The sequence below is a fragment of the Streptomyces sp. NPDC036813 genome (assembly GCF_055609245.1).
Genome location: NZ_JBVJPV010000015.1, coordinates 101,354 through 126,567, shown reverse-complemented (window position 1 = coordinate 126,567; position 25,214 = coordinate 101,354). Strand labels below are relative to the sequence as shown.

The 25,214-nt window shown below is 71.7% G+C and carries 19 protein-coding genes and 1 pseudogene; 12 read left to right on the top strand and 8 right to left on the bottom strand.

What is annotated here, in order from left to right:
• Positions 1-80: 80 nt before the first annotated feature.
• The 5 genes from ACZ67Q_RS28635 to ACZ67Q_RS28615 form a co-directional block, all read right to left on the bottom strand.
• Positions 81-1,040, bottom strand: coding sequence for an alpha/beta fold hydrolase (locus ACZ67Q_RS28635; RefSeq protein WP_471187814.1), 960 nt, complete (start codon positions 1,038-1,040; stop codon positions 81-83).
• Positions 1,037-1,552, bottom strand: coding sequence for a phage holin family protein (locus ACZ67Q_RS28630; protein WP_471187812.1), 516 nt, complete (start codon positions 1,550-1,552; stop codon positions 1,037-1,039). Before ACZ67Q_RS28630 ends, ACZ67Q_RS28635 begins: the two co-directional genes overlap by 4 nt.
• A gap of 90 nt (positions 1,553-1,642) precedes the next feature.
• Entirely contained in the window at positions 1,643-3,208 is a 1,566-nt protein-coding gene (gene nhaA, locus ACZ67Q_RS28625) for a Na+/H+ antiporter NhaA (protein ID WP_471187809.1), read from the bottom strand.
• Between the two features lie 229 nt (positions 3,209-3,437).
• Complete coding sequence (gene acs, locus ACZ67Q_RS28620; RefSeq protein ID WP_471187806.1) at positions 3,438-5,402, bottom strand: acetate--CoA ligase; 1,965 nt, start codon at positions 5,400-5,402, stop codon at positions 3,438-3,440.
• A 322-nt stretch (positions 5,403-5,724) separates the two neighbouring features.
• Positions 5,725-8,178, bottom strand: a complete 2,454-nt coding sequence (locus tag ACZ67Q_RS28615) for a bifunctional SulP family inorganic anion transporter/carbonic anhydrase (protein WP_471187803.1) — start codon at positions 8,176-8,178, stop codon at positions 5,725-5,727.
• A gap of 342 nt (positions 8,179-8,520) precedes the next feature.
• Between ACZ67Q_RS28615 and ACZ67Q_RS28610 the strand changes: the two genes are divergently transcribed.
• Positions 8,521-9,801, top strand: coding sequence for a polysaccharide deacetylase family protein (locus ACZ67Q_RS28610; protein ID WP_471187800.1), 1,281 nt, complete (start codon positions 8,521-8,523; stop codon positions 9,799-9,801).
• Positions 9,802-9,891: 90 nt separating this feature from the next.
• Here ACZ67Q_RS28610 and ACZ67Q_RS28605 read toward each other — a convergent pair whose 3' ends face one another.
• Positions 9,892-10,872 (bottom strand): ATP-binding protein, encoded by a 981-nt coding sequence (locus ACZ67Q_RS28605; protein WP_471187797.1) that lies wholly within the window; start codon positions 10,870-10,872, stop codon positions 9,892-9,894.
• A 101-nt stretch (positions 10,873-10,973) separates the two neighbouring features.
• Between ACZ67Q_RS28605 and ACZ67Q_RS28600 the strand changes: the two genes are divergently transcribed.
• Entirely contained in the window at positions 10,974-11,798 is an 825-nt protein-coding gene (locus ACZ67Q_RS28600) for a Fic family protein (RefSeq protein ID WP_471187794.1), read from the top strand.
• A 383-nt stretch (positions 11,799-12,181) separates the two neighbouring features.
• On the opposite strand, the gene ACZ67Q_RS28595 is transcribed toward ACZ67Q_RS28600, so the two are convergent.
• Complete coding sequence (locus ACZ67Q_RS28595) at positions 12,182-13,015, bottom strand: HAD family hydrolase (RefSeq protein WP_471187791.1); 834 nt, start codon at positions 13,013-13,015, stop codon at positions 12,182-12,184.
• A gap of 572 nt (positions 13,016-13,587) precedes the next feature.
• Between ACZ67Q_RS28595 and ssd the strand changes: the two genes are divergently transcribed.
• The 7 genes and pseudogenes from ssd to ACZ67Q_RS28560 all read left to right on the top strand — a co-directional run.
• The gene (ssd, locus tag ACZ67Q_RS28590) at positions 13,588-14,700 is read left to right on the top strand and encodes a septum site-determining protein Ssd (RefSeq protein WP_471187789.1); all 1,113 of its coding nucleotides are present in this window, start codon (positions 13,588-13,590) and stop codon (positions 14,698-14,700) included.
• Positions 14,697-15,923, top strand: coding sequence for a TadA family conjugal transfer-associated ATPase (locus tag ACZ67Q_RS28585; protein ID WP_471187786.1), 1,227 nt, complete (start codon positions 14,697-14,699; stop codon positions 15,921-15,923). Before ssd ends, ACZ67Q_RS28585 begins: the two co-directional genes overlap by 4 nt.
• On the top strand, positions 15,916-16,815 hold the full coding sequence (locus ACZ67Q_RS28580) for a type II secretion system F family protein (protein WP_471187783.1): 900 nt from the start codon (positions 15,916-15,918) through the stop codon (positions 16,813-16,815). The genes ACZ67Q_RS28585 and ACZ67Q_RS28580 overlap by 8 nt, the downstream gene beginning before the upstream one ends.
• 66 nt (positions 16,816-16,881) lie before the next feature.
• Positions 16,882-17,673: a type II secretion system F family protein gene (locus ACZ67Q_RS28575; RefSeq protein WP_471187780.1), complete on the top strand. Its 792-nt coding sequence runs from the start codon at positions 16,882-16,884 to the stop codon at positions 17,671-17,673.
• A 73-nt stretch (positions 17,674-17,746) separates the two neighbouring features.
• Positions 17,747-17,959: a DUF4244 domain-containing protein gene (locus tag ACZ67Q_RS28570; RefSeq protein ID WP_471187777.1), complete on the top strand. Its 213-nt coding sequence runs from the start codon at positions 17,747-17,749 to the stop codon at positions 17,957-17,959.
• Positions 17,946-18,323 (top strand): TadE family type IV pilus minor pilin, encoded by a 378-nt coding sequence (locus tag ACZ67Q_RS28565; RefSeq protein WP_471187774.1) that lies wholly within the window; start codon positions 17,946-17,948, stop codon positions 18,321-18,323. Before ACZ67Q_RS28570 ends, ACZ67Q_RS28565 begins: the two co-directional genes overlap by 14 nt.
• Positions 18,320-18,610: pseudogene (locus tag ACZ67Q_RS28560) on the top strand (Rv3654c family TadE-like protein); the annotation flags it as partial. The gene ACZ67Q_RS28565 and the pseudogene ACZ67Q_RS28560, both read left to right, overlap by 4 nt.
• Positions 18,611-18,650: 40 nt before the next feature.
• Here ACZ67Q_RS28560 and ACZ67Q_RS28555 read toward each other — a convergent pair.
• The gene (locus ACZ67Q_RS28555) at positions 18,651-21,404 is read right to left on the bottom strand and encodes a DEAD/DEAH box helicase (protein WP_471187772.1); all 2,754 of its coding nucleotides are present in this window, start codon (positions 21,402-21,404) and stop codon (positions 18,651-18,653) included.
• A gap of 82 nt (positions 21,405-21,486) precedes the next feature.
• Between ACZ67Q_RS28555 and bldG the strand changes: the two genes are divergently transcribed.
• The 3 genes from bldG to ACZ67Q_RS28540 all read left to right on the top strand — a co-directional run bounded on the left by bldG (position 21,487) and on the right by ACZ67Q_RS28540 (position 25,097).
• Entirely contained in the window at positions 21,487-21,828 is a 342-nt protein-coding gene (gene bldG / locus ACZ67Q_RS28550; RefSeq protein ID WP_009189842.1) for an anti-sigma factor antagonist BldG, read from the top strand.
• Between the two features lie 105 nt (positions 21,829-21,933).
• Positions 21,934-22,371, top strand: coding sequence for an ATP-binding protein (locus ACZ67Q_RS28545; protein ID WP_471187769.1), 438 nt, complete (start codon positions 21,934-21,936; stop codon positions 22,369-22,371).
• A 317-nt stretch (positions 22,372-22,688) separates the two neighbouring features.
• Positions 22,689-25,097: a sodium-translocating pyrophosphatase gene (locus tag ACZ67Q_RS28540; protein WP_471187766.1), complete on the top strand. Its 2,409-nt coding sequence runs from the start codon at positions 22,689-22,691 to the stop codon at positions 25,095-25,097.
• Positions 25,098-25,214: the final 117 nt, after the last annotated feature.

Sequence of the window (25,214 nt, the reverse complement as noted above, 5' to 3'; positions counted from 1 at the left end):
CCTCAATTGGCCTATGCGGGCGGCAAGTGGCCGTTCGAAGCACAGGAGTTCGGCACCGGATACCGGGCGCGATCACTCCGTCACCGATCGGGTTCGGGATCCTTCAGCCAGTTGACCAGTTCGGTGGAGAATGCGACCGGATCCTCCTCATGCGGGAAGTGTCCGAGTCCGTCGAACAGACGCCAGCGGTACGGCGCTTCGACGTACTCGCCGGAACCGGCCGCGCTGCGGGTGCGCATCACCGGATCGAGCGAGCCGTGCAGATGCAGCGTCGGCACGCGCACGGGCCGCTTCATCCGCCGGTAGAACTGGACGCCGTCCGGACGGCCCAGCGAGCGCACGAGCCAGCGGTAGGGCTCCACCGAGCAGTGCGCCGTGGAGGGGATGCACATCGCGCGCTGGTACGTCTCCACCGCGTCGTCCTCCGGCAGGCGCGGCCCGGACCAGTCCCGGATCAGCCGCCCGACCAGCGCGCCGCCGTCGGCGGTGAGCTGCCGCTCGGGGATCCACGGCCGCTGGAAGCCCCAGATGTGCGAGCCGGCCCGGGACTGCCGGACGTCGCCGAGCATGGCCGAGCGCCAGCGCCGCGGATGCGGCATGGAGGCGACCACGAGCCGGCGGACCAGCTTCGGGCGCATCACGGCCGCCGTCCAGGCGAGGTAGCCGCCCAGGTCGTGGCCGACGAGCGCGGCGTCCGGCTCGCCCAGGGAGCGGATCACGCCGGTGATGTCGAGGGCGAGGTTGGCCGGGTCGTAGCCGCGGGGCGTGCGGTCGCTGCCGCCGACGCCTCGCAGGTCCATCGCGACGGCCCGGTACCCGGCGTCTGCCAGCGCGGTCAGCTGGTGCCGCCAGGTCCACCAGAACTGCGGAAAGCCGTGCACCAGCATGACCAGCGGGCCGTCGCCGAGTTCCGCGATGTGGAAACGTGCGCCGTTGGCGGCGACGTCCCGGTGCTTCACTCGTCTGCCGCCGGGGATGTCGATGCGTACGTCCGAGGCGGCCGGCTGCGGCTGGGCCGAGGGGGTGGCAGGGTCCGTCATGAGGTCGAGCGTGCCACAGCCTCGATGGCCTCGGGCTTGCGGTCCTCCAGCGCCGGGACCTCGGGACGCGGGTGCGGCTTGGCGTTCTGCAGCACGCCCGCCGTCTCCTTCATGGACGCGGCGACCTTCTGCGGACCCTTGCTCTTCTTCGCCTTCTTGGCGAAGACGACGCCGATCAGCGCGAGCAGACCCGCGATCAGGACGTTCGCGGCGAAGGACAGCAGGAAGCACCAGCCGAGGTTCCAGCCGCCCTGCCCGTTGTGGCCGCCGGTCCAGGCGTGGATGCCGTAGGCGAGGGCGAAGTTCAGCATCGGCAGCGAGAACACCAGCACCGCGCCGGCCACGCTGAACGCGCCGCCGCTCACCGCGCCCTTCTTGACGTCCTGCTTGAGCTGCGCCTTCGCCAGCGCGATCTCGTCGTGCACCAGCGCCGACATCTCGGTCGTCGCGGAGGCGAACAGCTGGCCGATGCTGCGTTCGGCGCCGACCGGGCTGCCGTCGGGTGCGCTCATCGCGGTCTCCCTCTCTCGCGTTCGGGTCCGTATCCGCCTGACGTGTCCGCGGACTGCCTCGGGCCCCGTCTTTTGTACCGTCCCGTCAGATCATGCCGGACGGTCGTCCTCCTCGCCTTCCCCGCCCGCCACTTCGCCTACCGCGCGCCGCGCGACACTCTCCCCGCCGGCGGTACGGCGCCCCCCGGCGGGCGCGTCCTGTGGGGTACGGCGGACCTCGGCGGCCCCCTCCCCGGCGGCAGGGCTCCCCCCATCGGCCCCCTCCCCGGCGGCGTCCCGCTCCGCCACCTTCTCCTCGGCGGTCCGGCGGTGTTCCGCGGCCTTGCGCTCGTAGAGGGCGGCCATGCGCAGGTGGTACTCCGGGTCGTCCTCCTCGTAGATGTCCGGGATGCCGTCGAGGTCCTCGTCGCGCTCCTCCATCTCGACCAGCCGGCGGTACCGCGCGTTGCGGATCTTCAGCAGCACCGTCGCCGCGGCCGCCGCGATCACCGATCCGGTCAGTACGGCGGCCTTCACCTCGTCGGTGAGAAGCGCGTCGTTCTCGAAGGCCAGCTCCCCGATCAGCAGCGAGACCGTGAAGCCGATCCCGGCGAGCGACGCCACCGCGAAGACGTCCGCCCAGGCCAGGTCCTCGCTGAGGGAGGCCCGAGTGAACCGGGCGGTCAGCCAGGTCCCGCCGAAGATGCCGATCGTCTTGCCGACGACCAGGCCGAGGACGACGCCGAGGGTCTCCGGCTTGGTGAAGACGTCACCGAGCGCGTGCGGGGTGAGAGACACGCCTGCGCTGAACAGGGCGAAGAGCGGCACCGCGAGCCCCGCCGACAGCGGCCGCACCCGATGCTCGATGTGCTCGCCGGGGGAGTGCCGCTCGCCGTCACGGCGCGTGCAGCGCAGCATCAGGCCCATGGCGACGCCGGCGATGGTGGCGTGGACGCCGCTGTTGTACATCAGCCCCCAGATCACCAGCGCGAGCGGCACGTACACGTACCAGCCGCGCACGCCCCGCCGCAGCAGCAGCCAGAAGACGGCGAGACCGAGGACCGCGCCGCCGAGCGCGGCGAAGTCGATCCGGTCGGTGAAGAAGATCGCGATGATCAGGATCGCGAAAAGGTCGTCGACGACGGCGAGGGTGAGCAGGAAGGCGCGCAACGCGCTCGGCAGCGAGGTGCCGATGACGGCGAGAACGGCCAGCGCGAACGCGATGTCGGTGGCGGTCGGCACCGCCCAGCCGCCGAGCGAGCCGCCGCCGGTGAGGTTGCTGATCACATAGACGAGGGCGGGCACGGCCATGCCGCACAGGGCCGCGACGACGGGCAGCGCGGCGGCTTTCGGGTCGCGCAGATCGCCGGCGACCAGCTCGCGCTTGAGCTCGATCCCGGCGACGAAGAAGAAGACCGCCAGCAGCCCGTCCGCGGCCCAGTGCGCCACGGACAGGTCGAGCCCGAGCGCCGACGGGCCGAAGTGGAAGTGGCTGACGCTGTGGTAGCTGTCCCGCAGAGCCGGGATGTTCGCCCAGACCAGCGCGGCGATCGCGGCGAGGAGGAGCAGTACTCCGCCGACGGTCTCGGTGCGCAGCGCGTCCGCGACGAAGGTCCGCTCCGGCAGCGACAGCCGGCCGAGAACCTTGCGGGCGGTGGTGGTGCGGGGCGCGGTCACGTGGGACCTCCGGTCGGTGGGCAGGGCGGGACGCATGCCGACCAGACTTCCCGGCGCACCTTGGTGATCCTGATGTGGATCGCGGCGTCAGTGACGCTTTGTTTAGTTTACCTAAGCGGCGACCCGAAGGCATCCGGAATCGAAGCACCCCGCATGGGGGCGGGTACGGCTCGGGCACCCGGCGCGCTGCTTTCCGGGTGCCCGTGTGCTCGGTCGTTCAGTCCCGCGTTCAGTCCTCGCTCGGCGCCTGCGGCAGCTTCGCCTGGATGAGGTCCATGACCGTGGAGTCCGTGAGCGTGGTGACGTCACCGAGCTGCCGGTTCTCGGCCACGTCCCGCAGCAGCCGGCGCATGATCTTGCCGGAGCGGGTCTTGGGCAGCTCCGCCACCGGAAGGATGCGCTGGGGCTTGGCGATCGGGCCGAGCGTGGCGCCGACGTGGCCCCGCAGCTCGTCGACCAGGCTGTCGTTCTCGGACGCCGTACCGCGCAGGATCACGAAGGCGACAATTGCCTGCCCGGTCGTCTCGTCGGCCGCGCCGACGACGGCCGCCTCGGCTACCGACGGGTGCGAGACCAGCGCGGACTCGACCTCGGTGGTGGAGATGTTGTGCCCGGAGACCAGCATGACGTCGTCCACGCGGCCCAGCAGCCAGATGTCGCCGTCGTCGTCCTTCTTCGCGCCGTCACCGGCGAAGTACTTGCCCTCGAAGCGGGACCAGTAGGTGTCGATGAACCGCTGGTCGTCGCCCCAGATGGTGCGCAGCATCGACGGCCACGGCTCGGTGAGCACGAGATAACCGCCGCCGCCGTTGGGCACCTCGTTCGCCTCGTCGTCGACGACGGTCGCGCTGATGCCGGGCAGCGGGGTCTGGGCGGAACCGGGCTTGGCGGCGGTGACGCCGGGCAGCGGCGAGATCATCATCGCGCCGGTCTCGGTCTGCCACCAGGTGTCCACGACCGGGGTGGTGTCGGCGCCGATGTTCTTGCGGTACCAGATCCACGCCTCGGGGTTGATCGGCTCACCCACCGAGCCCAGCACGCGCAGGCTGGACAGGTCGAACTTCGCGGGGATGTCGTCGCCCCACTTCATGAACGTACGGATCGCCGTCGGGGCGGTGTACAGGATCGTGACCTTGTACTTCTGCACGATCTCCCAGAACCGTCCCTGGTGCGGGGTGTCCGGCGTGCCCTCGTACATCACCTGCGTCGCGCCGTTGGCCAGCGGGCCGTAGACGATGTACGAGTGACCGGTGACCCAGCCGACGTCGGCGGTGCACCAGTAGACGTCGGTCTCCGGCTTGAGGTCGAAGACCGCCCAGTGCGTGTACGCGGTCTGGGTGAGGTAGCCGCCGGAGGTGTGCAGGATGCCCTTCGGCTTCCCCGTCGTACCGGACGTGTACAGGATGAACAGCGGGTGCTCGGCGTCGAACGCCTCCGGCGTGTGCTCGGTGCTCTGCCGGTCCACCAGCTCGTGCCACCACACGTCCCGGCCCTCGGTCCAGGCGACGTCCTGGCCCGTACGGCGTACGACGACCACGTGGTCGACGTTGTCCACACGGCCGACCGCCTCGTCGACGGCGGGCTTGAGCGCGGACGGCTTGCCGCGCCGGTAGCCGCCGTCGGAGGTGATGACCACGCGCGCGTCGGCGTCCTGGATGCGCGTCGCGAGCGCGTCGGCGGAGAAACCGCCGAAGACCACCGAGTGCGCGGCGCCGATCCGGGCGCAGGCGAGCATGGCGATCGCCGTCTCCGGGATCATCGGCATGTAGATCGCGACCCGGTCGCCCTTGCGCACGCCCAGCTCCAGCAGGGCGTTGGCGGCCTTGGAGACCTCGTCCTTCAGCTCGGCGTAGGTGATCGCGCGGCTGTCGCCGGGCTCGCCCTCGAAGTGGATGGCGACCCGGTCGCCGTTGCCGGCCTCCACATGGCGGTCCACGCAGTTGTACGCGACGTTGAGCTGCCCGTCCTTGAACCACTTCGCGAACGGCGGGTTCGACCAGTCCAGCGTCTCGGTCGGCTCCTTGGCCCAGCTCAGCCGACGGGCCTGCTCCGCCCAGAAGCCGAGCCGGTCGGCCTTGGCCTGCTCATACGCCTCGGCCGTGACGTTGGCGTGCGCGGCGAGCTCGGCAGGCGGCGAGAAGCGACGCTCCTCCTTGAGGAGGTTCGAGAGGGAAGGACTTTCGTTGGTTGCCATCCGAACACCGTCCAAAGTGGTTTAGACCAATCAACGCCCTTGATTCTCCGAGGGGTCGACGGGGCTGGTCAACCCCTTCCGGCATCCTGTCACCCGTTCACTCACGGGTCACGGGCCACGGCCCTCGGAGGTTCACCCCCCGAGGGTCGCGCCTACCCAACGCATTCTCCTCGCAACCGAGCGCGGCCAGGCCGTTGACGCATCCGAACCCATGTCCCGACGTGCTCTTCCGCCGGGCTGTCCGAACTGCCGCGGAGGAGGCCCGGTGTGGGCCGCCGCCCTGGCCGGCCGGTTCACCCCGACGGATTCGCCCGGGCCGGCCTCATCCCGGCACTCCGGCCGCCCGCACCCGGTCGAATCCCTGCCCCGCCTCCTCTCCGCCGTCCGCCCCGGTGAGCAGGTAGGCCTGCGCCTCGCCCACGTCGAAGTACATTCCGTGCAGCTCCAAAGCCCCCTCCCGCAGCGCCCGGGCCACCGACGCGTGGGAGCGCAGATGCTCCAACTGCTGCACGACGTTGGCCAGGCACAGCTGCTCCACCTGGTCGGCGGGCAGCCGCCCGGCCAGCCGCGGCCGGGGCCGGCCGGTGTCGGTCACGCGCTCCAGACTCGGCAGCCCGTGCCGCAGCCACCGCTTCAGCGGCGTCTGCGCGGCCCCGGGCGCGGTGCCGAGCAGCGCCTGCATGGCACCGCAGCCGGAGTGCCCGCACACGGTCACGGACCGGACCTTCAGCACCTCCACCGCGTACTCGATCGCCGCCGCCACCGAGTCGTCCCCGCCCTCCGCGCCCGGCGGCGGCACGAGGTTGCCGACATTGCGCACGACGAACAGGTCGCCCGGACCACTGGAGGTGATCATCGATGTGACCAGCCGCGAGTCGGCGCAGGTGAGGAAGAGCTGCGACGGCCGCTGCCCCTCCCGCGCCAGCCGCGCCAACTCCTTCCGGACCAACGGCGCGGTGTTGCGCTGGAAGGCGCTGATCCCGTGGCTGAGCTGGTAGGCGTCCCTCGGCTGTGAGGTGCGGGCCCCGTCTTCGGGCGCCGTGGTGGCCGGTGCATCGCCCGCCCGCTCCGCGCAAGACGTCTCGCTCGGCGGTGCGGTGAGAGGCACCGCGCACTGGTGGTTGCGCCACGGTGTCCAGGGCCGGCAGCGGCAGCCCGTGACGGTGGCTGCCGTGCCGTCGGCTGCCGGTCTCATGCCGGTGGCCATGGCTGTGAGGACCTCGGCGGCCGGGGGAATGCCGGGGCGGCGGCCGGTCACCTCGACGGTGCCGCCCTGGGCGGTGTGTGTCTTCTGCCAGTCCTGCAGGGCCTCGTACGCCGCGTGGTCCATGAAGGAGCCGTCCAACTCCACGACGACCTCGGCACCTTGGGGTACGAGATGCAGGGTCCGGCTGAGCCGCGGCACCGCGAGGAACGTCAACTGTCCTCGGACCCGTAGGTGATGGACCCCCTTGCTCTCGTCGTGCGTGATGCGGGTGTGGGCGAGGCGGTTCAGGGCGACGGCGACGGCCACGGCGATCCCCAGCGCCACGCCCTGCAGGACGCCGAGGATCACCACACCGAGGGTGGTGACGGCGTACACCACCGCTTCCCGGTGCCGGGTCACCGTGCGGATGTGGTGCAGGGACACCATCTGGATGCCGACGGCCATCACCAGGGCGGCGAGCGAGGCGAGCGGGATGAGCTCCAGGATCGGGACCATCAGCAGCGCGGCGACCACTACGAGAACGCCGTGCAGCATCGTGGAGTTCCGGCTCACGGCGCCCGCGCGCACATTCGCCGTGCTGCGTACGGCCACGCCGGCGACGGGCAGCCCGCCGAGCGCCCCGGAGACGATGTTGGCGGCGCCCTGCCCGAGCAGTTCGCGGTCCAGGTCCGAGCGGTGGACGCGGGGGCCGGGCCCGGGGCGCGAGGCGACCAGCTTGTCCACGGCGACCGCGCCGAGCAGTGACTGCACGCTGCACACGAGGGTGATGGTGAGCACGGCGGCGATCAGTCCGGCCACCGGGCCCTCGGGCAGTGCCGGCAGGGCGTGACTGCGCCAGGAGGGCAGGTCGACTCTGGGCAGCGTGAGTCCGGCGAGGGCGGCGGCCGCGGTGCCGGTGGCGACCGCGACGAGGGGCGCGGGGACCGTGCGCAGCAGGCGTCCGGCCCGGCCGGGCAGGCGTGGCCACAGCAGCAGCACGGACAGGGTCAGCGCGCTGACGGTCACCGCGGCGGGCTGAAGGCCGGCCAACTGCGCGGGCAGCGAGCGAACGTTGGCGAGAACCGAACTCTGGGGGCTGCCGCCGAGGACGATGTGCAACTGCGCGACGGCGATGGTGACGCCGATGCCGGCGAGCATGCCGTGCACGATGGCGGGGCTCACGGCGAGCGCGGAGCGGGCCACGCGCAGGCAGCCGAGGCCGAGTTGAGCTGCTCCGGCGAGGACCGTGATCGCACAGGTCGCCCGCCAGCCGTAGCGGTGGATGAGGTCGGCGGTGACGACGGTGAGGCCGGCGGCGGGGCCGCTGACCTGGAGCGGGGACCCGCCCAGGCGGCCGGCGACGAGACCTCCGACGGCGGCGGCGACAAGACCGGCCTGCAAGGGCGCGCCGGTGGCGAGGGCGATGCCCAGCGACAGGGGCAGTGCGATGAGGAACACCGCGATGGATGCGGACACATCCGCCCCCGCGAGCGGGAAGCGGCGGCGCGGTGCGGGCGGCGGGCTGTGCGGAGGGTGGACGCGCTCGGTGCGCGTCGCGTGGTCCGCTCGGGCGGGGGTGCAGGCTGACATGTTCCCGTCTCCTTCGGGGCAGCGCGGTCGCGGATCCGGCCCGCGGTCGAGCGCGGGGCCGGTCGCGGCCGTGGGTCACGAGTGCAGCGGCGGGATGTACCAATAACGAGTAAATGAATCGTAATGCAGAGTAAAGAACAAGAATGGGTATTCGGCGCAAACGGGTCAACGATTCACCCGCTGGGGGGAAGTGGGCTTTTCATCGGCTTGTCGTATTAATTCCTTCTCGGTCCCGTGCGACCTTGGCGGCGCGTCGGCTGAGCCCGGCCCGGGCCCCGGCCGCGCACCGACAAGACGCCCTCATCGGCGTTGGCCTGAGAGAAGGAAGAAGGTGGGCGGAAGATGGCCGCCACCCAGAGGATCGCCGCAGGCGCCGTGGCCGCCGCGGCCGTTGCCGCATCGCTGGCCGGTTGCACGATGGGAACCGGTGGGTCCAGCGGGGAGAACGGAGGGGCCTCCGGCCCGCAGAAGGACAAGCCCGCCGCCGCCCCCAAGAGCGCGGTCCGGCTCATCGGCGACGGATCCACCGCCTACACAGGGGCGCAGCCGCACCTGCCGAGGCCCGAGCGGCTGAAGCCGGGTCAGAAGCCTCCGCAGTTCGTGGTCTTCTCCTGGGACGGCGCGGGCGAGGACAGCCAGAAGCTCTTCTCCCACTTCCGCGAGGTCGCCCAGGCCAACCACGCCACGATGACGTTCTTCCTCAGCGGCGTGTACATGCTGCCGGAGGACAAGCGTGACCTGTACCGGCCACCGCAGCACTCACCGGGCCGCTCCGACATCGGTTTCAACGACAACCAGGGAATCGCCGACACCGTCAAGCAGTTGCGCCTGGCCTGGCTGGAGGGCAACGAGATCGGCACCCACTTCAACGGCCACTTCTGCGGCAAGGGCGGCGGGGTGGGCGAGTGGTCGGTCGACGAGTGGAAGGACGAGATCGCCCAGGCCAAGCAGTTTGTGAAGTCCTGGAAGACCAATACGGGGATGACGAAGGCGGCACCACTGCCCTTCGACTACGACAAGGAGCTGATCGGCGCCCGCACCCCGTGCCTGGAGGGCCAGAAGAACTTCATGAAGGCCGCCCGTGAACTGGGCTTCCGCTACGACACCAGCGGCGTGAACAATCAGGTCTGGCCCAGCAAGAAGGAGGGCCTGTGGGACCTGTCCATGCAGCTGGTGCCCTTCCCCGGCCACTCCTACGAGCAGCTGACCATGGACTACAACTTCATGGTCAACCAGTCCGGCACCCGGACCCAGGGCGACCCGAGCATGTACGACCACTGGGGCGACCAGATGCGCGACGGCCTGCTCAAGGGCTTTGAGCGCGCCTACGACGGCAACCGCGCACCCCTGATCATCGGCAACCACTTCGAGTCCTGGAACGGCGGCACCTACATGCGCGCCGTCGGGGACGTCGTCAAGGAGGTCTGCAACAAGCCCGACGTGCGGTGCGTGTCCTTCCGGCAGCTCGCCGACTGGCTGGACGCCCAGGACCCGCAGACCCTGGCCAAGCTGCGCAGCCTGGAGGTCGGCGAGGCCCCGAAGCAGGGCTGGGCGTCCTTCCTCAGCGGCCGTCCGGCGCCGGCTCCCAAGGGTGTTCCCGGGGCGCCGGCGGCCAAGCCGTAGCCGTAGCCGCAGCGGTAGCCCTAGCCCTAGCCGTTGCCGTAGCCGTGGCGAACACCGAGGGCGTCGGCTGCGGTGAGCCCTCGGGCTCGCTCACACAGCTGCGGCGATCTCCTCGCCGAGCACGAAGTCGGGGTCGACCTGCGCCGCCAGGTCGGCCCCGGTGCGCGCGTTGCCCCAGGACTGGGCGTTCTTGAGATGGAAGTGCACCATCTGCCGGGTGTAGCGCGCCCAGTCGCGATGTGCGTACGTCGCGTCGGCGGCCGCCTGCAACTGGTGCAGCGCGAGACGGTTGGTGTCCTCCAGGAGGTCGAACCGGGGCGGCCGGCCCTTCTCCATGGCGCGCACCCAGTCGGAGTGCCCCACCGTCACGAGCAGGTCGTCGCCGGCCTCTGCGCGGAGGAAGTCGACGTCGTCCTGGCCCTGCACCTTGTTGCCGACGACCTTCAGTGCGACGCCGAAGTCGCGGGCGTACTCCTTGTACTGGCGGTAGACGGAGACCCCCTTCCGGGTGGGCTCGGCGACGAGGAACGTCATGTCGAAGCGGGTGAACATGCCGGAGGCGAAGGAGTCCGAGCCCGCCGTCATGTCCACCACGACGTACTCACCGGGCCCGTCCACCAGGTGGTTCAGGCACAGTTCCACCGCTCCGGTCTTGGAGTGGTAGCAGGCGACGCCCAGGTCGGCTTCCGTGAAGGGGCCGGTGACCATCAAACGCACGGCGCCGCCGTCGAGTTCCACCGGCCGGGCGCAGGCGTCGTAGACCGGGTTGTCCTCCCGCACCCGCAGCAGCCGGGAGCCCTCGCCCGGCGGCGTCGTCTTGATCATCGTCTCGGTGGAGGCGATCCGCGGGTTGCCGCCGCGCAGGTAGTCCTTGATGAGCGGCAGGTGCTCGCCCATCGCAGGCAGCGCCGCGGCCTCCGTCTCGTCGAGGCCGAGCGCGGCTCCCAGATGCTGGTTGATGTCGGCGTCGACGGCGACGACCGGCGCGCCCGTGGCCGCGAGATGGCGGATGAACAGGGAGGAGAGGGTGGTCTTGCCGCTGCCGCCCTTCCCGACGAAAGCAATTTTCATGTTCACCAAGCGTAGTGGTGATGTGGCGGTGCGTGGCCAGTCGGCGTGAAGAAGACCACTCCTTCGTGGGGTGCGGGGCCCGGGTGCGTACTGTCGTACCCATGAGTACGACAGGCGCGACCGCCGATCCTCTTGCCGCCCTGGGCGACCTGCCCGGCGTGCCCGAGTCCGTGGAATCCGTACGCAAGGCCGTGGACCGGGTCTACGGGCACCGGATCATGCGCCGCCGCAGTCCCGCGGTCACCTCCGAGGCGGCACTGCGCGGCGCCCGTGGCTCCGCTGCGCTGTCCGGCGCCGACTGGGCGCTGGAGGAGGTGCGCCGGCGTACCGACTTCGGTGGCGACGACGAGGCGCGCCTGGTGGGCGCGGCGCTGCGGCTGACCGCCGAGGCGGGGCAGCTGTTGTCCATCTGGCGGCAGTCGCCGCTGCGAGTGCTGGCCCGGCTGCACCTGGTGGCGGCCGCCAGCGACGAGGATCGGGTCGGGCGGCCGCGGCAGGCCGGCGAGGACGTCGACGAGCCGCTGGTGGAGCTGGCGCTGCCGGGCGCGGCCGAGGTCTCCGGGCGCCTGGAGGGGCTCGCGGACCTGATCATCAAGGGCAGCTCCGCGCCCGCTCTGGTGACGGCGGCCGTCGTGCACGGCGAGCTGCTCGCGCTGCGGCCGTTCACCTCGCACAACGGCCTGATCGCGCGTACGGCCGAGCGGATCGTGCTGATCGGCAGCGGCCTGGATCCCAAGGCGATCTGCCCGGCCGAGGTGGGCCACGCCGAACTGGGCCGAGCGGCCTGCCTGGCGGCCCTGGACGGGTATGTCTCCGGCACGCCGGACGGTGTGGCGGCATGGATCGCGCACTGCGGCCGGGCGGTGGAGCTGGGCGCCCGCGAGTCGACGGCGGTGTGCGAGGCGCTGCAGCGAGGAGCGGCGTAACCGCCGAGCGGGCATGTGCCCCACAGGGCGCCGAAAAGGGTTGCGGCGGTACGAGCAAACTCGTACCGCCGCTGGCATGTTCACCCAGTTACCATGCGTCCTCGATATTTGCCCATCAGGTCGGGAACTTTGCCCGTCACCTGGTGCGGCTGGCCCGTAATCGACGGGTCGACGTCGCGTGGGTGCCGGATGTCCATGCTCGGTCCGTGGGGCCAAAATGCGTCGTAAAGGTGATCCTCTCGGATGTCCTTTGGTCTCGCGGGCCGTTGAGTCCTTTTTACTCCAGACCGGGAGTAAACGAAACCCCTGCCTGCACTTCTTTACTTTTGATCTCAAACAGTATGTAAACGGACGTTGTGTACTCGAATGCAGGCCTGGGCAGGTCAGGTCAGGTGCGGGCGGCGCCGGCTCGCGTACCAGACGAGTCCCGCCGTGGCCGCCGCGGCACCGATGGCGGCGGCCACCACCAGGGCCGGCCGCGGCGGGACCGAGAGCCCCGGGATGCGCTGCTTGAGGCGCACCGGGCGGTGGAAGTCGAGAACCGGCCACCCGCGTGAGAGAGCCTCACGGCGCAGGGTGCGGTCCGGGTTGACGGCGTGCGGATGGCCGACGGCCTCCAGCATCGGCAGGTCGGTCGCCGAGTCGCTGTAGGCATAGCAGCGGGTCAGGTCGTACCCCTCGGACGCGGCGAGTTCTCTGACCGCCTCGGCCTTGGTCGGGCCGTAGGCGTAGTACTCCACCTCGCCGGTGAAGCAGCCGTCGTCGCCCACGACCATGCGGGTGGCGACCACGTGGTCCGCCCCGAGTAGCTCCCCGATCGGCTCGACCACCTCGGCGCCGGAGGTGGAGACGATCACGACGTCGCGGCCGGCGGTGTGGTGCTGCTCGATGAGGGAGGCGGCCTCGTCGTAGATGATCGGGTCGATCAGGTCGTGCAGGGTCTCGGCCACGAGCTCCTTGACCTGCCGCACGTTCCAGCCGCGGCACAGCGCGGACAGGTACGCGCGCATCCGCTCCATCTGGTCGTGGTCGGCGCCGCCGGCCAGGAACACGAACTGGGCATATGCGGTCCGCAAGACGGCGCGGCGGTTGATCAGTCCGCCCTGGTAGAACGACTTGCTGAAGGTGAGCGTGCTCGACTTCGCAATGACCGTCTTGTCCAGGTCAAAGAAGGCCGCTGTGCGGGGCAAGGAGTGGTTTTCCACGTCCCAGAGCATAGGGGCAGCCCATTCGGCGTAAGGTGGGGCGTGTGGGTTTGCCTGAGAGGCCTCTCGGGTACACCATGGAAGTCACGGATCGTTCGCGACCGTGCTAACCCGGTCCGACTCCTCCCCCCCCGAGTCGGCCGTGGAGACGACCCCCGCTCTCCCCCCCCGGCGGGGGTCGTCGCATGTCCGGGTGGGTTTCTCCCTTTTCTGTGTGACTGTCCTGCGCCGACGTGGACGAATGCCGCGTCGAATGGTCATGCCCATGACTGTTTACTGTGGGTAGCCCCCGCGCTGCGCTGTGGAAAGTCGCACACGCGCTGGACAAGGGTCACCGGTATGGGTGACGGCGATATTCACAACCCCTGAGCCGTCCACAGTTATCGACCAAGATCCACACGATTTCCGTCTTCGCTGCACCGTGATTCCAGCGCGTCCGCTCACGGCGAGTTGTTGGCCGGTTCCCATTGGCAGGCGCGTATGGCCGGTTTCCGTCGGCCGTTCATATGGAGACCGCTTACCGGTTCTTCACACGTTCGGGAATCGCGGGGCCCGAGAGCCCACGCGCCATGCAGTGAAGGGGGATGGAAACCGTGGCCGGAACCGTCACACACGACCCGCCGCCCGCCACCTCGGGACGCCAGGGCCGACCGCTCATCGTCACCGAGGACGCCGAGCTCCTCGACGACCTGCTGCGCCTGTGCGCGGCCGCGGGCGCCACACCGGAAGTGCACCACGGGGTGCCCGAACCACCCGGCAGCTGGGAGGCGGCCCCGCTCGTCCTGGTCGGCGACGACGCCACCGGACGGGTGCGCGGCGCAGGCCGCCGCCGCGGCGTGGTCCTCGTCGGACGCGACCAGGACGACTCGGGGGTGTGGAAACGAGCCGTCGAGATCGGCGCCGACCACGTCCTGATGCTGCCCGACGGCGAGCAGTGGCTGGTGGACCGGATCGCCGACGTCGCCGAGGGCGTCGGCCGCCCCGCCCTCACCGTCGGCGTCATCGGAGGGCGCGGCGGCGCGGGAGCGTCCACCCTCGCATGCGCACTGGCCGTCACCTCCGCGCGGGAGGGCCTGCGCACCCTGCTGGTCGACGCCGATCCGCTGGGTGGCGGCCTCGACGTGCTCCTCGGCGGGGAGAGCGCCGAGGGCCTGCGCTGGCCGGCGTTCGCCGCCTCGCGCGGCCGGGTCGGGGGCGGCGCCCTGGAGGAGTCACTGCCCGAACTGCACGCACTGCGCGTGCTCAGCTGGGACCGCGGCGACTGCGTCGCCGTGCCCCCGCAGGCCGTGCGCGCGGTGCTCGCCGCCGCCCGCCGACGGGGCGGCACCGTCGTCGTCGACCTGCCGCGCCGCCTCGACGACGGGGTCGCCGAGGTGCTCGCCCAGCTCGACATCGGCCTGCTCGTGGTCCCCGCCGAGCTGCGGGCCGTCGCCGCCGCCGGACGGATCGCGTCCGCGGTCGGCATGGTCCTGAAGGACCTGCGGGTCGCCGTGCGCGGACCCTACGCCCCCGGCCTCGACGACCGCGAGGTGGCGCGGCTGCTCCAACTGCCCCTCGCCGGTGAGGTGCCCCTGGAATCGGCCCTGCTGCGTCCCGGCGAGGGCAAAGCGCCACCGGGCGCGGCGGCACGCGGACCACTGGCCCGGTTCTGCACCCGGTTCTGGGAGCGCGCCCTCATCGAGGCGGGTGCCGCATGAACGGCCTCGACGCGACGACCGGAACGGAACTCCTCGACGGCGTACGCCGCCGACTGGCCGCCAGCGGCGCCGAGCCCACCCCCGCGCGCGTGGCGCAGGCGCTGCGCGAACAGGGCCGCGTCCTCGGCGACGCGGAGGTCCTCGGCGCGGCCGAGCGGCTGCGCTCGGAACTTGTCGGTGCCGGGTCACTGGAACCCCTGCTGGCCGACCCGACCGTGAGCGACGTGCTGGTGTCTGCGCCGGACCGGGTGTGGGTGGACCGCGGCGCCGGCCTGGAGCTGACCGACGTCACCTTCCCCGACCCGGCCGCCGTACGACGCCTCGCGCAGCGCCTCGCCTCCGTGGCCGGCCGGCGCCTGGACGACGCCCGCCCCTGGGTGGACGCCCGCCTGCCCGACGGCACCCGGCTGCACGCGGTGCTGCCTCCGGTCGCCGTGGGCTGCACCTGCCTGTCCCTGCGTGTCGTACGGCCGCGCGCCTTCACCCTCGGCGAACTGGTCGAGGCGGGCACCGTGCCGCCGGGCGGGGACCGGGTGCTGCGTGCCCTGCTGGCGGCCCGGCTGTCCTTCCTGATCAGCGGCGGCACCGGCAGCGGCAAGACGACCCTGCTGAGCGCGCTGCTCGGCCTCGTCGGGTCGCACGAGCGCATCGTGCTCGCCGAGGACTCCGCCGAACTGCGCCCCGACCACCCGCACGTCGTGCGCCTGGAGACCAGACCCGCCAACCAGGAGGGCGCCGGACTGGTCACCCTCGACAACCTGGTGCGGCAGGCGCTGCGGATGCGGCCCGACCGGCTGGTCGTCGGCGAGGTGCGCGGGGCGGAGGTCGTGCACCTGCTGGCCGCCCTCAACACCGGCCACGAAGGAGGCTCGGGCACCGTCCACGCCAACGCGGCCGCGGACGTCCCGGCCCGCCTGGAGGCGCTCGGTACGGCGGCCGGGCTCGACCGGGCCGCACTGCACAGCCAGGTGGCGTCCGCCCTGTCGGTCGTCCTGCACCTGGCACGCGACCGGGCGGGGCTGCGCCGGATCGCCGAGGTGCACGTCCTGGAGCGGGACTCCTCCGGCCTGGTGCGGACGGTCCCGGCCCTGCGCTGGGGACGGGAGGCGTTCGTGCGCGAGCGGGGCTGGGAGCGGCTGCGGGAGCTGCTCGGGAGCCATGGGGACGCATGCGACGAGGGCACGGGCGCGCCCGGTACGCGGGGAGGTGGCAGGGATGGGTGAGACGCCGTGGGGCGTGGTGCAGGCGTCCTGGGCCGCCGCCACGGCCTGTGCGGGGATGGCGGCCTGGCTGGTCGGCGGTGACCACTTCGGGGCGCGGCGGGCACGGCTGGTGCTCGCGGGCGGGGGAGTGGTGGCGGCCGGGGGAGTGGTGGCCGCCGCGCCGCCCGCCTGGCCCGATCTCGCCCAGGAGCTACGGCGGCTGCGCGCGCGGTGGCGGCCCGAGTGGTGGGCGGCGGTCGCCGGAGCACTGCTGGGCCTGCTGGGCGGCTCGCCGTTGCCGCTCGTCGCGGGGGCGGCCGGGGTGCCGTTGCTGCGGCGGACGCGGCTGGCCGCACAGGCGCGGCGCGCGCGGGAACAGCGGGGGGACGCCGTCATCGCGCTGTGCGCGGCGCTCGCCGGAGAGGTGCGCGCCGGTCGGCAGCCGGGGCATGCGCTGCTGAGCGCGGCACGAGAGTCGGGTGGTCTCGGGGAGGGCCGGGCCGCGGTCCTGGCGGCGGCCCGCTTCGGAGGGGACGTCCCGGCCGCGCTGGCGACCGCGGCCCGGCAGCCGGGCGCCGACGGGCTGCTGGGGCTCGCCGCCTGCTGGCGGGTGGCCCTGGACCAGGGTGCGGGCCTCGCGGCCGGACTGGACCGGCTCCAGGCGGCTCTGCGGGCCGAACGCGACCAGCGTGCCGATCTGCGTGCGCAGTTGGCGGGCGCCCGCTCCACCGCGGTGCTGCTCGCCGGTCTGCCGGCCCTCGGCCTGGCCCTGGGTACCGCGCTCGGCGCCGATCCGCTGCGGGTGCTGCTGCACAGCGGCGCGGGCCTCGGCTGCCTGCTCGTCGGCGGGCTGCTGGAGGCGGCGGGTGTGTGGTGGGCGCTGCGGATCGTGCGGGCGGCGGAGTCGGTGTGAGGGATCGCCGGGAGGAGCTGCTGTGAGGCGCGGGAGACGAGCGGGGTCGAGAGGAGTGAGGGCGTGGTGAGTGCGGAGGTTGTCCACAGGCTGGGGGCGGTGGTGGCGCTGATGCTGAGCCTGGTGTGGGCGGCGCGGTGGCTGGAGCGAGTGCGGCGCGAGCGTCAGGTGCGCAGGCGCCTGACCGGGTTGCCGGCCCGTGAGGCGGTGGCAGCGGGCCGCCGGAGACGGCCGGGCCGTGGGTGGGGGCGCCTGTTGCCCTTGGTGGCCGTGGCAGGCGCGGGATGGGCCGTCGTCGGCGGGATCGCCGGAGCCGTCGTCGGCGTGGCCGCCGCGGCCGGGCTGGGGTACTGGCGCCACCGGCAGTCGAGGGACGTTCCCGGAGCAGGTCCCACAGCGACGGAACTACGGGAAGCCGAGCGCCAACTTCCCCTCGCCTCCGACCTCCTGGCCGCCTGCATCGCCGCGGGCGCCGGCCCGGTGGACGCGGCACACGCCGTCGGTGAAGCGCTGGGCGGTCCGCTCGGACAGGCGCTGGCGCGGGGGGCGGCGGAAGTGCGGCTCGGCGGCGAACCAGCCGACGCCTGGCGGAGGTTGGCCGCGCTGCCTGGTGCCGCGGCGCTGGCACGGCTGCTGGAACGGGCCGACGTGAGCGGGCTGCCGGCGGCGGAGCCCGTCGCACGGCTTGCCGCGGACGCCCGCGCCGACTGGACGCGCACGGCGGCGGAACGGGCCAGACGGGCGGCGGTGATGGTGACCGCACCGGTGGGGCTCTGCTTCCTGCCCGCGTTCATCGTGATCGGCGTCCTGCCCGTGGTGATCGGACTGGCGGGCGGCCTGCTGAAAGGGGGTGGGTGAGGGCGGAGCGGACCGTGTGAACGGGCGGCGCAGGACAGATCGAGGAACGGAACGGAACCTTACGGGGGTTGAGATGTACAAGGCAGTGAAGGCACGGCTGCGGGGACTGTTGCGCAGGGCACGCGCGGTGGGGCGGAGGGATGCCGGAATGGTCACCTCCGAGTACGCGGTCGGCGTGGTCGCGGCGGTCGCGTTCGCCACCGTCCTCTACAAGCTGGCGACGAGCGAGGCGGTCTCCGCGCAGCTCCAGGCCCTGATGAATCGAGCGCTCGGTGCGGCGGTGTGAGCGGCGCGGGGAGCCGTGGGGGGACGGCGGGTTCGTCACGGCGGAGACGGCTGTGGCCCTGCCGGTGCTCGTCCTTTTCGCCACGGCCCTGGTGTGGGGGCTGCTCGTGGTCGCGGCGCAGGTCCAGTGCGTGGACGCGGCGCGGACCGGAGCGCGAGCGGCTGCCCGCGAGGACCCGGTCGAGGAGGTGATCCGGGTGGCGCGGGACACCGCTCCGCGTGGCGCCCGGGTCACCGTCGGCCGCGAGGGCGACCAGGTCCGGGTGGTCGTCTCGGCCAGGCCCGCCCTGCTGCACGGGCTGTCCTTCGAACTGCGCGAGGAGGCCGTGGCATTGGCGGAGGAGACGGTGGGGGGAGAACGGTGACCCGGCAGGGGAGGGGGCGGTGCGCTTTTGGCCGGGACCGCGGCTCGGCGACCGTGTGGAGCGTCGGTGTGATCGCCGTGCTGTGTGTCGTGTTCGTGGCCGTGCTGGCGCTCGGGCACGCCGTCGTGGCCCGGCACCGCGCGGCCGGCGGCGCGGACCTCGCCGCGCTCGCGGCAGCGGACCACTCGGCCGAGGGCGCCACCGCGGCCTGCGCCCTGGCGGCCGGCGTCGCGCGGGCGCAGGGCGTACGGCTGGTGCGGTGCGCGATCGTCGGCGGGACCTCGGACGTGACGGCGGAGTCGGGCCGGGCACCGTTCGCCGCGGAGGTCAGGGCGAGAGCGGGCCCTGCGGGGCGGACACCGACGGACCCTCTGCCGAGCCCGGCGGAACTCCCTCGCCCTGGTTCTCCGCCGGGTGTTCCCTCAGGCTCTCCTCCGGCGACTCGCCTGGCCCGTCCTCAGGCATCCCCGGCGTCTCCTCCGGCGTCCGGGCCGGCGTCTCTTCCGGCGTCCCGACCGGCATCTCCTCCGGTGTCCCGCCCGGCTTCCCCTCCCGGTTCTCCGCCGGCGTCCCGCCCGGCCGCTCGTGCGGCGTCCCGCCCGGCATCTCGTGCGGCTTCTCGTCCGGCTTCTCCTGCGGTGCTCCGCGCAGCAGCACCGTGAGCAGACGTATGGCGCCCCGTTTGTGCAGCGGATCGTTGCCGTTGCCGCACTTGGGGGACTGGATGCAGGACGGGCAGCCGGCCTCGCACTCGCACGAGGCGATGGCCTCGCGGGTGGCGGCGAGCCAGGCGCGGGCGGTGTGGAAGGCGCGTTCCGCGAAGCCGGCGCCGCCGGGGTGGCCGTCGTAGACGAAGACCGTAGGCAGGAGCGTGTCGGGGTGCAGCGGTACCGAGACACCGCCGATGTCCCAGCGGTCGCAGGTGGCGAACAGCGGCAGCATGCCGATGGAGGCGTGTTCGGCGGCGTGCAGGGAGCCGCCGAGGATCTCCGGGGTGATCCGGGCGGCGTCCAGCTGGTCCTCGGTGACCGTCCACCACACCGCGCGCGTGCGCAGTGTCCGCGGGGGCAGGTCGAGTTTCGTCTCGCCGAGCACCTCGCCGGTCATGAGCCGGCGGCGCAGAAAGGAGACCACTTGGTTGGTGACTTCCACCGAGCCGTAGCACAGGCGGCCCTCGCCCCACGGGATCTCGATGTCCGTCTCCAGGACGGAGATCGCGGTGGTGTCGCGGGCGACGGTCGAATACGGCGGGCTGGCCTGTTCGACCAGGGCGACCGCGTCCTCCAGGTCCAGGGAGCGCACGAGGTAGGTGCGGCCCTGGTGCAGGTGGACGGCGCCCTCGTGGACGGTGCCGTGCGCGGCGGCGGCGTCGACCGTGCCGAGGAGGCGGCCCGTACCGGTCTCGACGACCTGGACGGGGCGGCCGCCCGCCCCGCGGATGTCGGTGAGGTCGGCGGCCCGTTCGCGGCGCGTCCAGTGCCAGGCCTTCGTCCGGCGGCGCAGCAGCTTGGCGGCCTCCAGCTGGGGGAGCACGTCGGCGCAGGCCGGGCCGAACAGTTTCAGGTCATCCTCGACCAGCGGCAGTTCCGCCGCGGCGGCGCACAGGTGCGGGGCGAGCACGTACGGGTTGTCGGGGTCGAGGACCGTGGATTCCACCGGTTGGTCGAACAGGGCCTCGGGATGGTGGACGAGGAAGGTGTCCAGTGGGTCGTCGCGGGCGATCAGCACCGCGAGGGCGCCCTGGCCGGAGCGGCCCGCCCGGCCGGCCTGCTGCCACAGGGAGGCGCGGGTGCCGGGATAGCCGGCGATGAGGACGGCGTCCAGGCCGGAGACGTCCACGCCCAGCTCGAGGGCGGTCGTCGCGGCGAGTCCGAGCAGTTCGCCGGAGTGCAGGGCGCGTTCCAGGGCGCGGCGTTCCTCGGGGAGGTAGCCGCCGCGGTAGGCGGCGACACGCCGGGCGAGCGAGCGGTCCACTTCGGCGAGCCGTTCCTGAGTGATCACCGAGATCAGTTCGGCGCCACGCCGGGAGCGGACGAAGGCCACCGTGCGGATCCCCTGCACGGCGAGGTCGGTGAGCAGATCGGCCGTCTCGGCGGTGGCGGTACGCCGAACGGGTGCACCTTTCTCGCCCTGCATCTCGGTGAGCGGGGGCTCCCAGAGGGCGAACACCAGTTCACCGCGCGGGGAGGCGTCGTCGGCCACCTCGACGACCGGCAGCCCCGTCAGCCGCTGGGCGGCCACGGCGGGCTCGGCGGCGGTCGCGGAGGCCATCAGGAACACCGGGGACGACCCGTAGCGGGCACACAGCCGGCGCAGTCGGCGCAGTACCTGGGCCACGTGCGAGCCGAAGACACCGCGGTAGGTGTGGCACTCGTCGATGACGACGTACCGCAGGGATTTCAGGAAGGAGGCCCAGCGCGCGTGGGAGGGCAGGATCCCGCGGTGCAGCATGTCGGGATTGGTCAGCACGTAGTTGCCGTACTGGCGGATCCACTCGCGTTCCTCGAACGGCGTGTCGCCGTCGTAGACCGCAGGTCGGACGGCGTGTCCGAGCGGCTGTGAAAGTTCCTTCACGGACCGGCACTGGTCCGCCGCAAGCGCCTTGGTCGGGGACAGGTACAGGGCGGTGGCGCCGCGGCCGTTCGGGGCCTCGGAGCCGTCCAGCAGGGCGGAGAGGACCGGGACCAGATAGGCGAGGGACTTGCCGGAGGCCGTGCCGGTGGCGACCACCACCGAGTCACCGTCCAGCGCGTGCTCGGCCGCCTCGGCCTGGTGGGCCCACGGATGCTCGATCCCGCAGGCCCGCACGGCCGAGATCACCTCCGCGCGGATCCGGTCCGGCCAGACGGCATGGCGGCCCGCGCGCGGGGGCAAGTGCTCCGTATGAGTGATGCGCGACGCCCGGCTCGGGCCCGAGGCGAGCCTGCCCAGGACAGCACCCGGCTCCGGGCGGGACACGGGTTCCGGGGCGGGTCGATCGGATCGGTGATTCTTGGCCATCGGCACCGAGTGTGTCACTGGCGTGACGGACAATGGAGTCAAGGCGTCGTGCACGCCTGCCGGTAAGTGATTGAATGCCATCGCGGCTGGCGAACTGTCCTTGGGGCTGCAAGCCGAGGTGTCCCGAGGGACGACCGCTCGATAGCAAGGTGCTGGAGGATCCGTGGACCTGTCCCTGTCGACCCGTACCGTCGGCGATCGTACGGTCGTCGAGGTCGGTGGCGAAATCGACGTATATACCGCGCCCAAGCTGCGCGAACAGCTGGTCGAGCTGGTGAACGACGGGAATTTCCACCTCGTCGTCGACATGGAGGGCGTGGACTTCCTCGACTCCACCGGGCTAGGCGTGCTGGTGGGCGGACTCAAGCGGGTGCGCGCCCATGAGGGCTCGCTGCGCTTGGTGTGCAACCAGGAGCGCATTCTGAAGATCTTCCGTATCACCGGTCTGACCAAGGTGTTCCCGATCCACACCTCGGTCGACGAAGCGGTGGCGGCCACCGACTGAGTCCGTCGCCCCGGCACGCCCGGGACGGCCGAGTTGAACAACAGGGGGACCGGGCCCGTGCGGCCCGGCCCCTCGACAGCACGCCCGTAGTCGCGAGGGGGATGCATGGCCACCGTTGAACTCCGCTTCAGCGCGCTGCCCGAGCACGTCAGGACCGCCCGACTGGTGGCGGCAGCGGTGGCGCGCAGGGCCGGGGTGGACGAGGCCGTCCTCGACGAGGTCAGGCTCGCGGTCGGCGAGGCCTGCTCGCGTGCTGTCGGACTGCACCAGAGCGGTGGCATCAGTGCCCCCGTGAAGGTGCTGCTGATCGAGGAGGAGAAACAGTTCTCCATCGAGGTCGGCGACGAGGCGCGGCACGCCACCCCCGGCGGGGGAGCGGCCGACGCCGAGGGCGGTGCCGCCGACGCGGACGTCGAGGAGGACGAGATGGGCCTTGCGGTCATCTCCGGCCTCGTCGATGACGTGGAGGTCACCGCCGGGGAGCACGGCGGGCAGATCCGGATGACGTGGCCGGCCACACCGCCGGCCACAGCGCTCACCTGACCGCTTCGCGACCACCCGCGACACCGAAGGGCCCCCTCGTGGGGCCCTTCGTCATGTGCGGATGTCAGTGGCCGCCCCTACAGTGGTTCACGCAGCGCATCGCCTCCGACGTGGGGCGTAAGGGGCGATTGCATTTCGTGAAGCAATTCACGATCTAGGTGTCACCGGAGAGGTGTCGGAAAAACCGCCCCGGGAATGCTTTCAGGGCATTACCCAAAGGGACGGCGAATTCCGTTTCCCGCGCCCTGTTTACATCGGGAGCGGGTACCTACAATCCGTCCACATCGTGAGCTCAGCCCAAGCGTCAAGGAGGACGAATGGCGGAGCTTTCCATCTCACATCGATTGGGCCACCCCTCGACTCTCGCAGCCGCGGTACTGACCGACGACAACCGCATCCTGGTCGTGGTCATCGGCGTCGTCGCCCTGGCCGCACTGGTGGTCGCGGGCGTGCTGCTGCGCCAGGTGCTCGCGGCGGGCGAGGGCACCGACAGCATGAAGGAGATCGCGGCCGCCGTCCAGGAAGGCGCGAACGCCTATCTGGCCCGGCAGCTGCGCACGCTCGGCGTATTCGCCGTCGTCGTGTTCTTCCTGCTCATGCTGTTGCCCGCGGACGACTGGAATCAGCGGGCCGGACGGTCGATCTTCTTCCTGATCGGCGCGGCCTTCTCGGCAGCCACCGGCTATATCGGCATGTGGCTCGCCGTGCGCAGCAATGTGCGGGTCGCCGCGGCGGCCCGGGAGGCGACTCCGGCACCCGGTGAGCCGGAAAAAGATCTCACCGCTGTTTCACACAAAGCGATGAAGATCGCTTTCCGTACGGGTGGCGTCGTCGGCATGTTCACGGTGGGGCTCGGCCTGCTGGGCGCGTCCTGCGTGGTGCTGGTGTACGCGGCGAACGCGCCGAAGGTGCTGGAGGGCTTCGGCCTGGGCGCGGCGCTGATCGCGATGTTCATGAGGGTGGGCGGCGGCATCTTCACCAAGGCCGCCGACGTCGGCGCCGACCTGGTCGGCAAGGTCGAGAAGGGCATTCCGGAGGACGATCCGCGCAATGCCGCGACCATTGCCGACAACGTGGGCGACAACGTCGGCGACTGCGCCGGCATGGCCGCCGACCTGTTCGAGTCCTACGCGGTCACCCTGGTGGCCGCGCTGATCCTCGGCAAGGCGGCCTTCGGCGACGCCGGTCTCGTCTTCCCGCTGCTCGTTCCCGCCATCGGCGTGCTCACGGCAATGATCGGCATCTTCGCCGTCGCGCCGCGCCGTGCCGACCGCAGCGGCATGAGCGCGATCAACCGCGGTTTCTTCATCTCCGCGGTGATCTCGCTGGCGCTGGTCGCGGTCGCCGTCTTCGTCTATCTCCCGGCGAAGTACTCCGACCTCGACGGGGTCACCGATCTGGCGATCCGCGGAAAGGACGGCGACCCGCGCGTCCTCGCGCTGGTCGCGGTGGCGATCGGGATCCTGCTGGCCGCCGTGATCCAGCAGCTGACCGGCTACTTCACCGAGACCACCCGCCGTCCGGTGAGGGACATCGGCAAGTCGTCCCTCACCGGCCCTGCCACGGTCGTCCTCGCCGGTATCTCGGTGGGGCTCGAATCGGCCGTGTACACGGCCTTGTTGATCGGCCTGAGCGTGTACGGGGCGTTCCTGCTCGGCGGTACGTCGATCATGCTCGCGCTGTTCGCGGTCGCGCTGGCCGGCACCGGCCTGCTCACCACGGTCGGCGTGATCGTGGCGATGGACACCTTCGGGCCGGTCTCCGACAACGCCCAGGGCATCGCCGAGATGTCCGGGGACGTCGAGGGCGCCGGTGCGCAGGTGCTCACCAACCTCGACGCGGTCGGCAACACCACCAAGGCGATCACCAAGGGCATCGCGATCGCCACGGCCGTGCTCGCGGCGTCGGCGCTGTTCGGGTCGTATCGCGACGCGATCACCTCCAACGTCCGCGACGTGGGCGAGAAACTGACCGGCGTCGGCGCGCCGCTGACCTTGTCGATGGACATCTCCCAGCCCAACAACCTCGTCGGCCTCATGGCGGGCGCGGCGGTCGTCTTCCTCTTCTCGGGGCTGGCGATCAACGCGGTGTCGCGGTCGGCGGGTTCGGTGGTCTTCGAGGTGCGCCGGCAGTTCCGTGAGAAGCCCGGGATCATGGACTTCACGGAGAAACCGGAGTACGGCAAGGTCGTCGACATCTGCACCAAGGACGCCCTGCGGGAGCTGGCCACGCCCGGACTGCTCGCGGTGATGGCGCCGATCTTCATCGGGTTCACGCTCGGTGTCGGCGCACTCGGCGCGTATCTGGCGGGCGCGATCGGCGCGGGCACGCTGATGGCGGTGTTCCTCGCCAACTCCGGCGGAGCCTGGGACAACGCCAAGAAGCTCGTCGAGGACGGCCACCACGGCGGCAAGGGCAGCGAGGCGCACGCGGCGACGGTCATCGGCGACACCGTCGGAGACCCGTTCAAGGACACCGCCGGTCCCGCCATCAACCCGCTGCTGAAGGTCATGAACCTGGTGTCGCTGCTCATCGCCCCCGCCGTGATCAAGTTCTCCTACGGCGCGGACAAGAGCATCGGCGTGCGCGTGACGGTCGCGGTGCTCGCGTTCCTGGTGATCCTCGTGGCGGTCTACATCTCCAAGCGGCGCGGTATCGCCGTGGGAGACGAGGACGACGACGCCGAGCCGACGCCCAAGTCGGCTGATCCGGCGGTGGTTTCGTAGTCCGGGAGCGGTTCTGATCGGCTGGTGATCCGGGGAGGTTTCCCTCAAGGAGCGGGCGGGCTGCGCGTGTTGGCGCGGTGTCCGCCCGCTCCGCTGTGTGCGGCGCGGGTGCGGTGG

What these genes read in the sequence shown, in the direction of transcription:
- ACZ67Q_RS28635 (WP_471187814.1), bottom strand. Translation starts at nt 1,040, where the DNA reads ATGACGGACCCTGCCACCCCCTCGGCCCAGCCGCAGCCGGCCGCCTCG.
- ACZ67Q_RS28630 (WP_471187812.1), bottom strand. Translation starts at nt 1,552, where the DNA reads ATGAGCGCACCCGACGGCAGCCCGGTCGGCGCCGAACGCAGCATCGGC.
- acs (WP_471187806.1), bottom strand. Translation starts at nt 5,402, where the DNA reads ATGGCAACCAACGAAAGTCCTTCCCTCTCGAACCTCCTCAAGGAGGAG.
- ACZ67Q_RS28615 (WP_471187803.1), bottom strand. Translation starts at nt 8,178, where the DNA reads ATGTCAGCCTGCACCCCCGCCCGAGCGGACCACGCGACGCGCACCGAG.
- ACZ67Q_RS28610 (WP_471187800.1), top strand. Translation starts at nt 8,521, where the DNA reads ATGGCCGCCACCCAGAGGATCGCCGCAGGCGCCGTGGCCGCCGCGGCC.
- ACZ67Q_RS28605 (WP_471187797.1), bottom strand. Translation starts at nt 10,872, where the DNA reads ATGAAAATTGCTTTCGTCGGGAAGGGCGGCAGCGGCAAGACCACCCTC.
- ACZ67Q_RS28600 (WP_471187794.1), top strand. Translation starts at nt 10,974, where the DNA reads ATGAGTACGACAGGCGCGACCGCCGATCCTCTTGCCGCCCTGGGCGAC.
- ACZ67Q_RS28595 (WP_471187791.1), bottom strand. Translation starts at nt 13,015, where the DNA reads ATGCTCTGGGACGTGGAAAACCACTCCTTGCCCCGCACAGCGGCCTTC.
- ssd (WP_471187789.1), top strand. Translation starts at nt 13,588, where the DNA reads ATGGAAACCGTGGCCGGAACCGTCACACACGACCCGCCGCCCGCCACC.
- ACZ67Q_RS28585 (WP_471187786.1), top strand. Translation starts at nt 14,697, where the DNA reads ATGAACGGCCTCGACGCGACGACCGGAACGGAACTCCTCGACGGCGTA.
- ACZ67Q_RS28580 (WP_471187783.1), top strand. Translation starts at nt 15,916, where the DNA reads ATGGGTGAGACGCCGTGGGGCGTGGTGCAGGCGTCCTGGGCCGCCGCC.
- ACZ67Q_RS28570 (WP_471187777.1), top strand. Translation starts at nt 17,747, where the DNA reads ATGTACAAGGCAGTGAAGGCACGGCTGCGGGGACTGTTGCGCAGGGCA.
- ACZ67Q_RS28555 (WP_471187772.1), bottom strand. Translation starts at nt 21,404, where the DNA reads ATGGCATTCAATCACTTACCGGCAGGCGTGCACGACGCCTTGACTCCA.
- ACZ67Q_RS28545 (WP_471187769.1), top strand. Translation starts at nt 21,934, where the DNA reads ATGGCCACCGTTGAACTCCGCTTCAGCGCGCTGCCCGAGCACGTCAGG.
- ACZ67Q_RS28540 (WP_471187766.1), top strand. Translation starts at nt 22,689, where the DNA reads ATGGCGGAGCTTTCCATCTCACATCGATTGGGCCACCCCTCGACTCTC.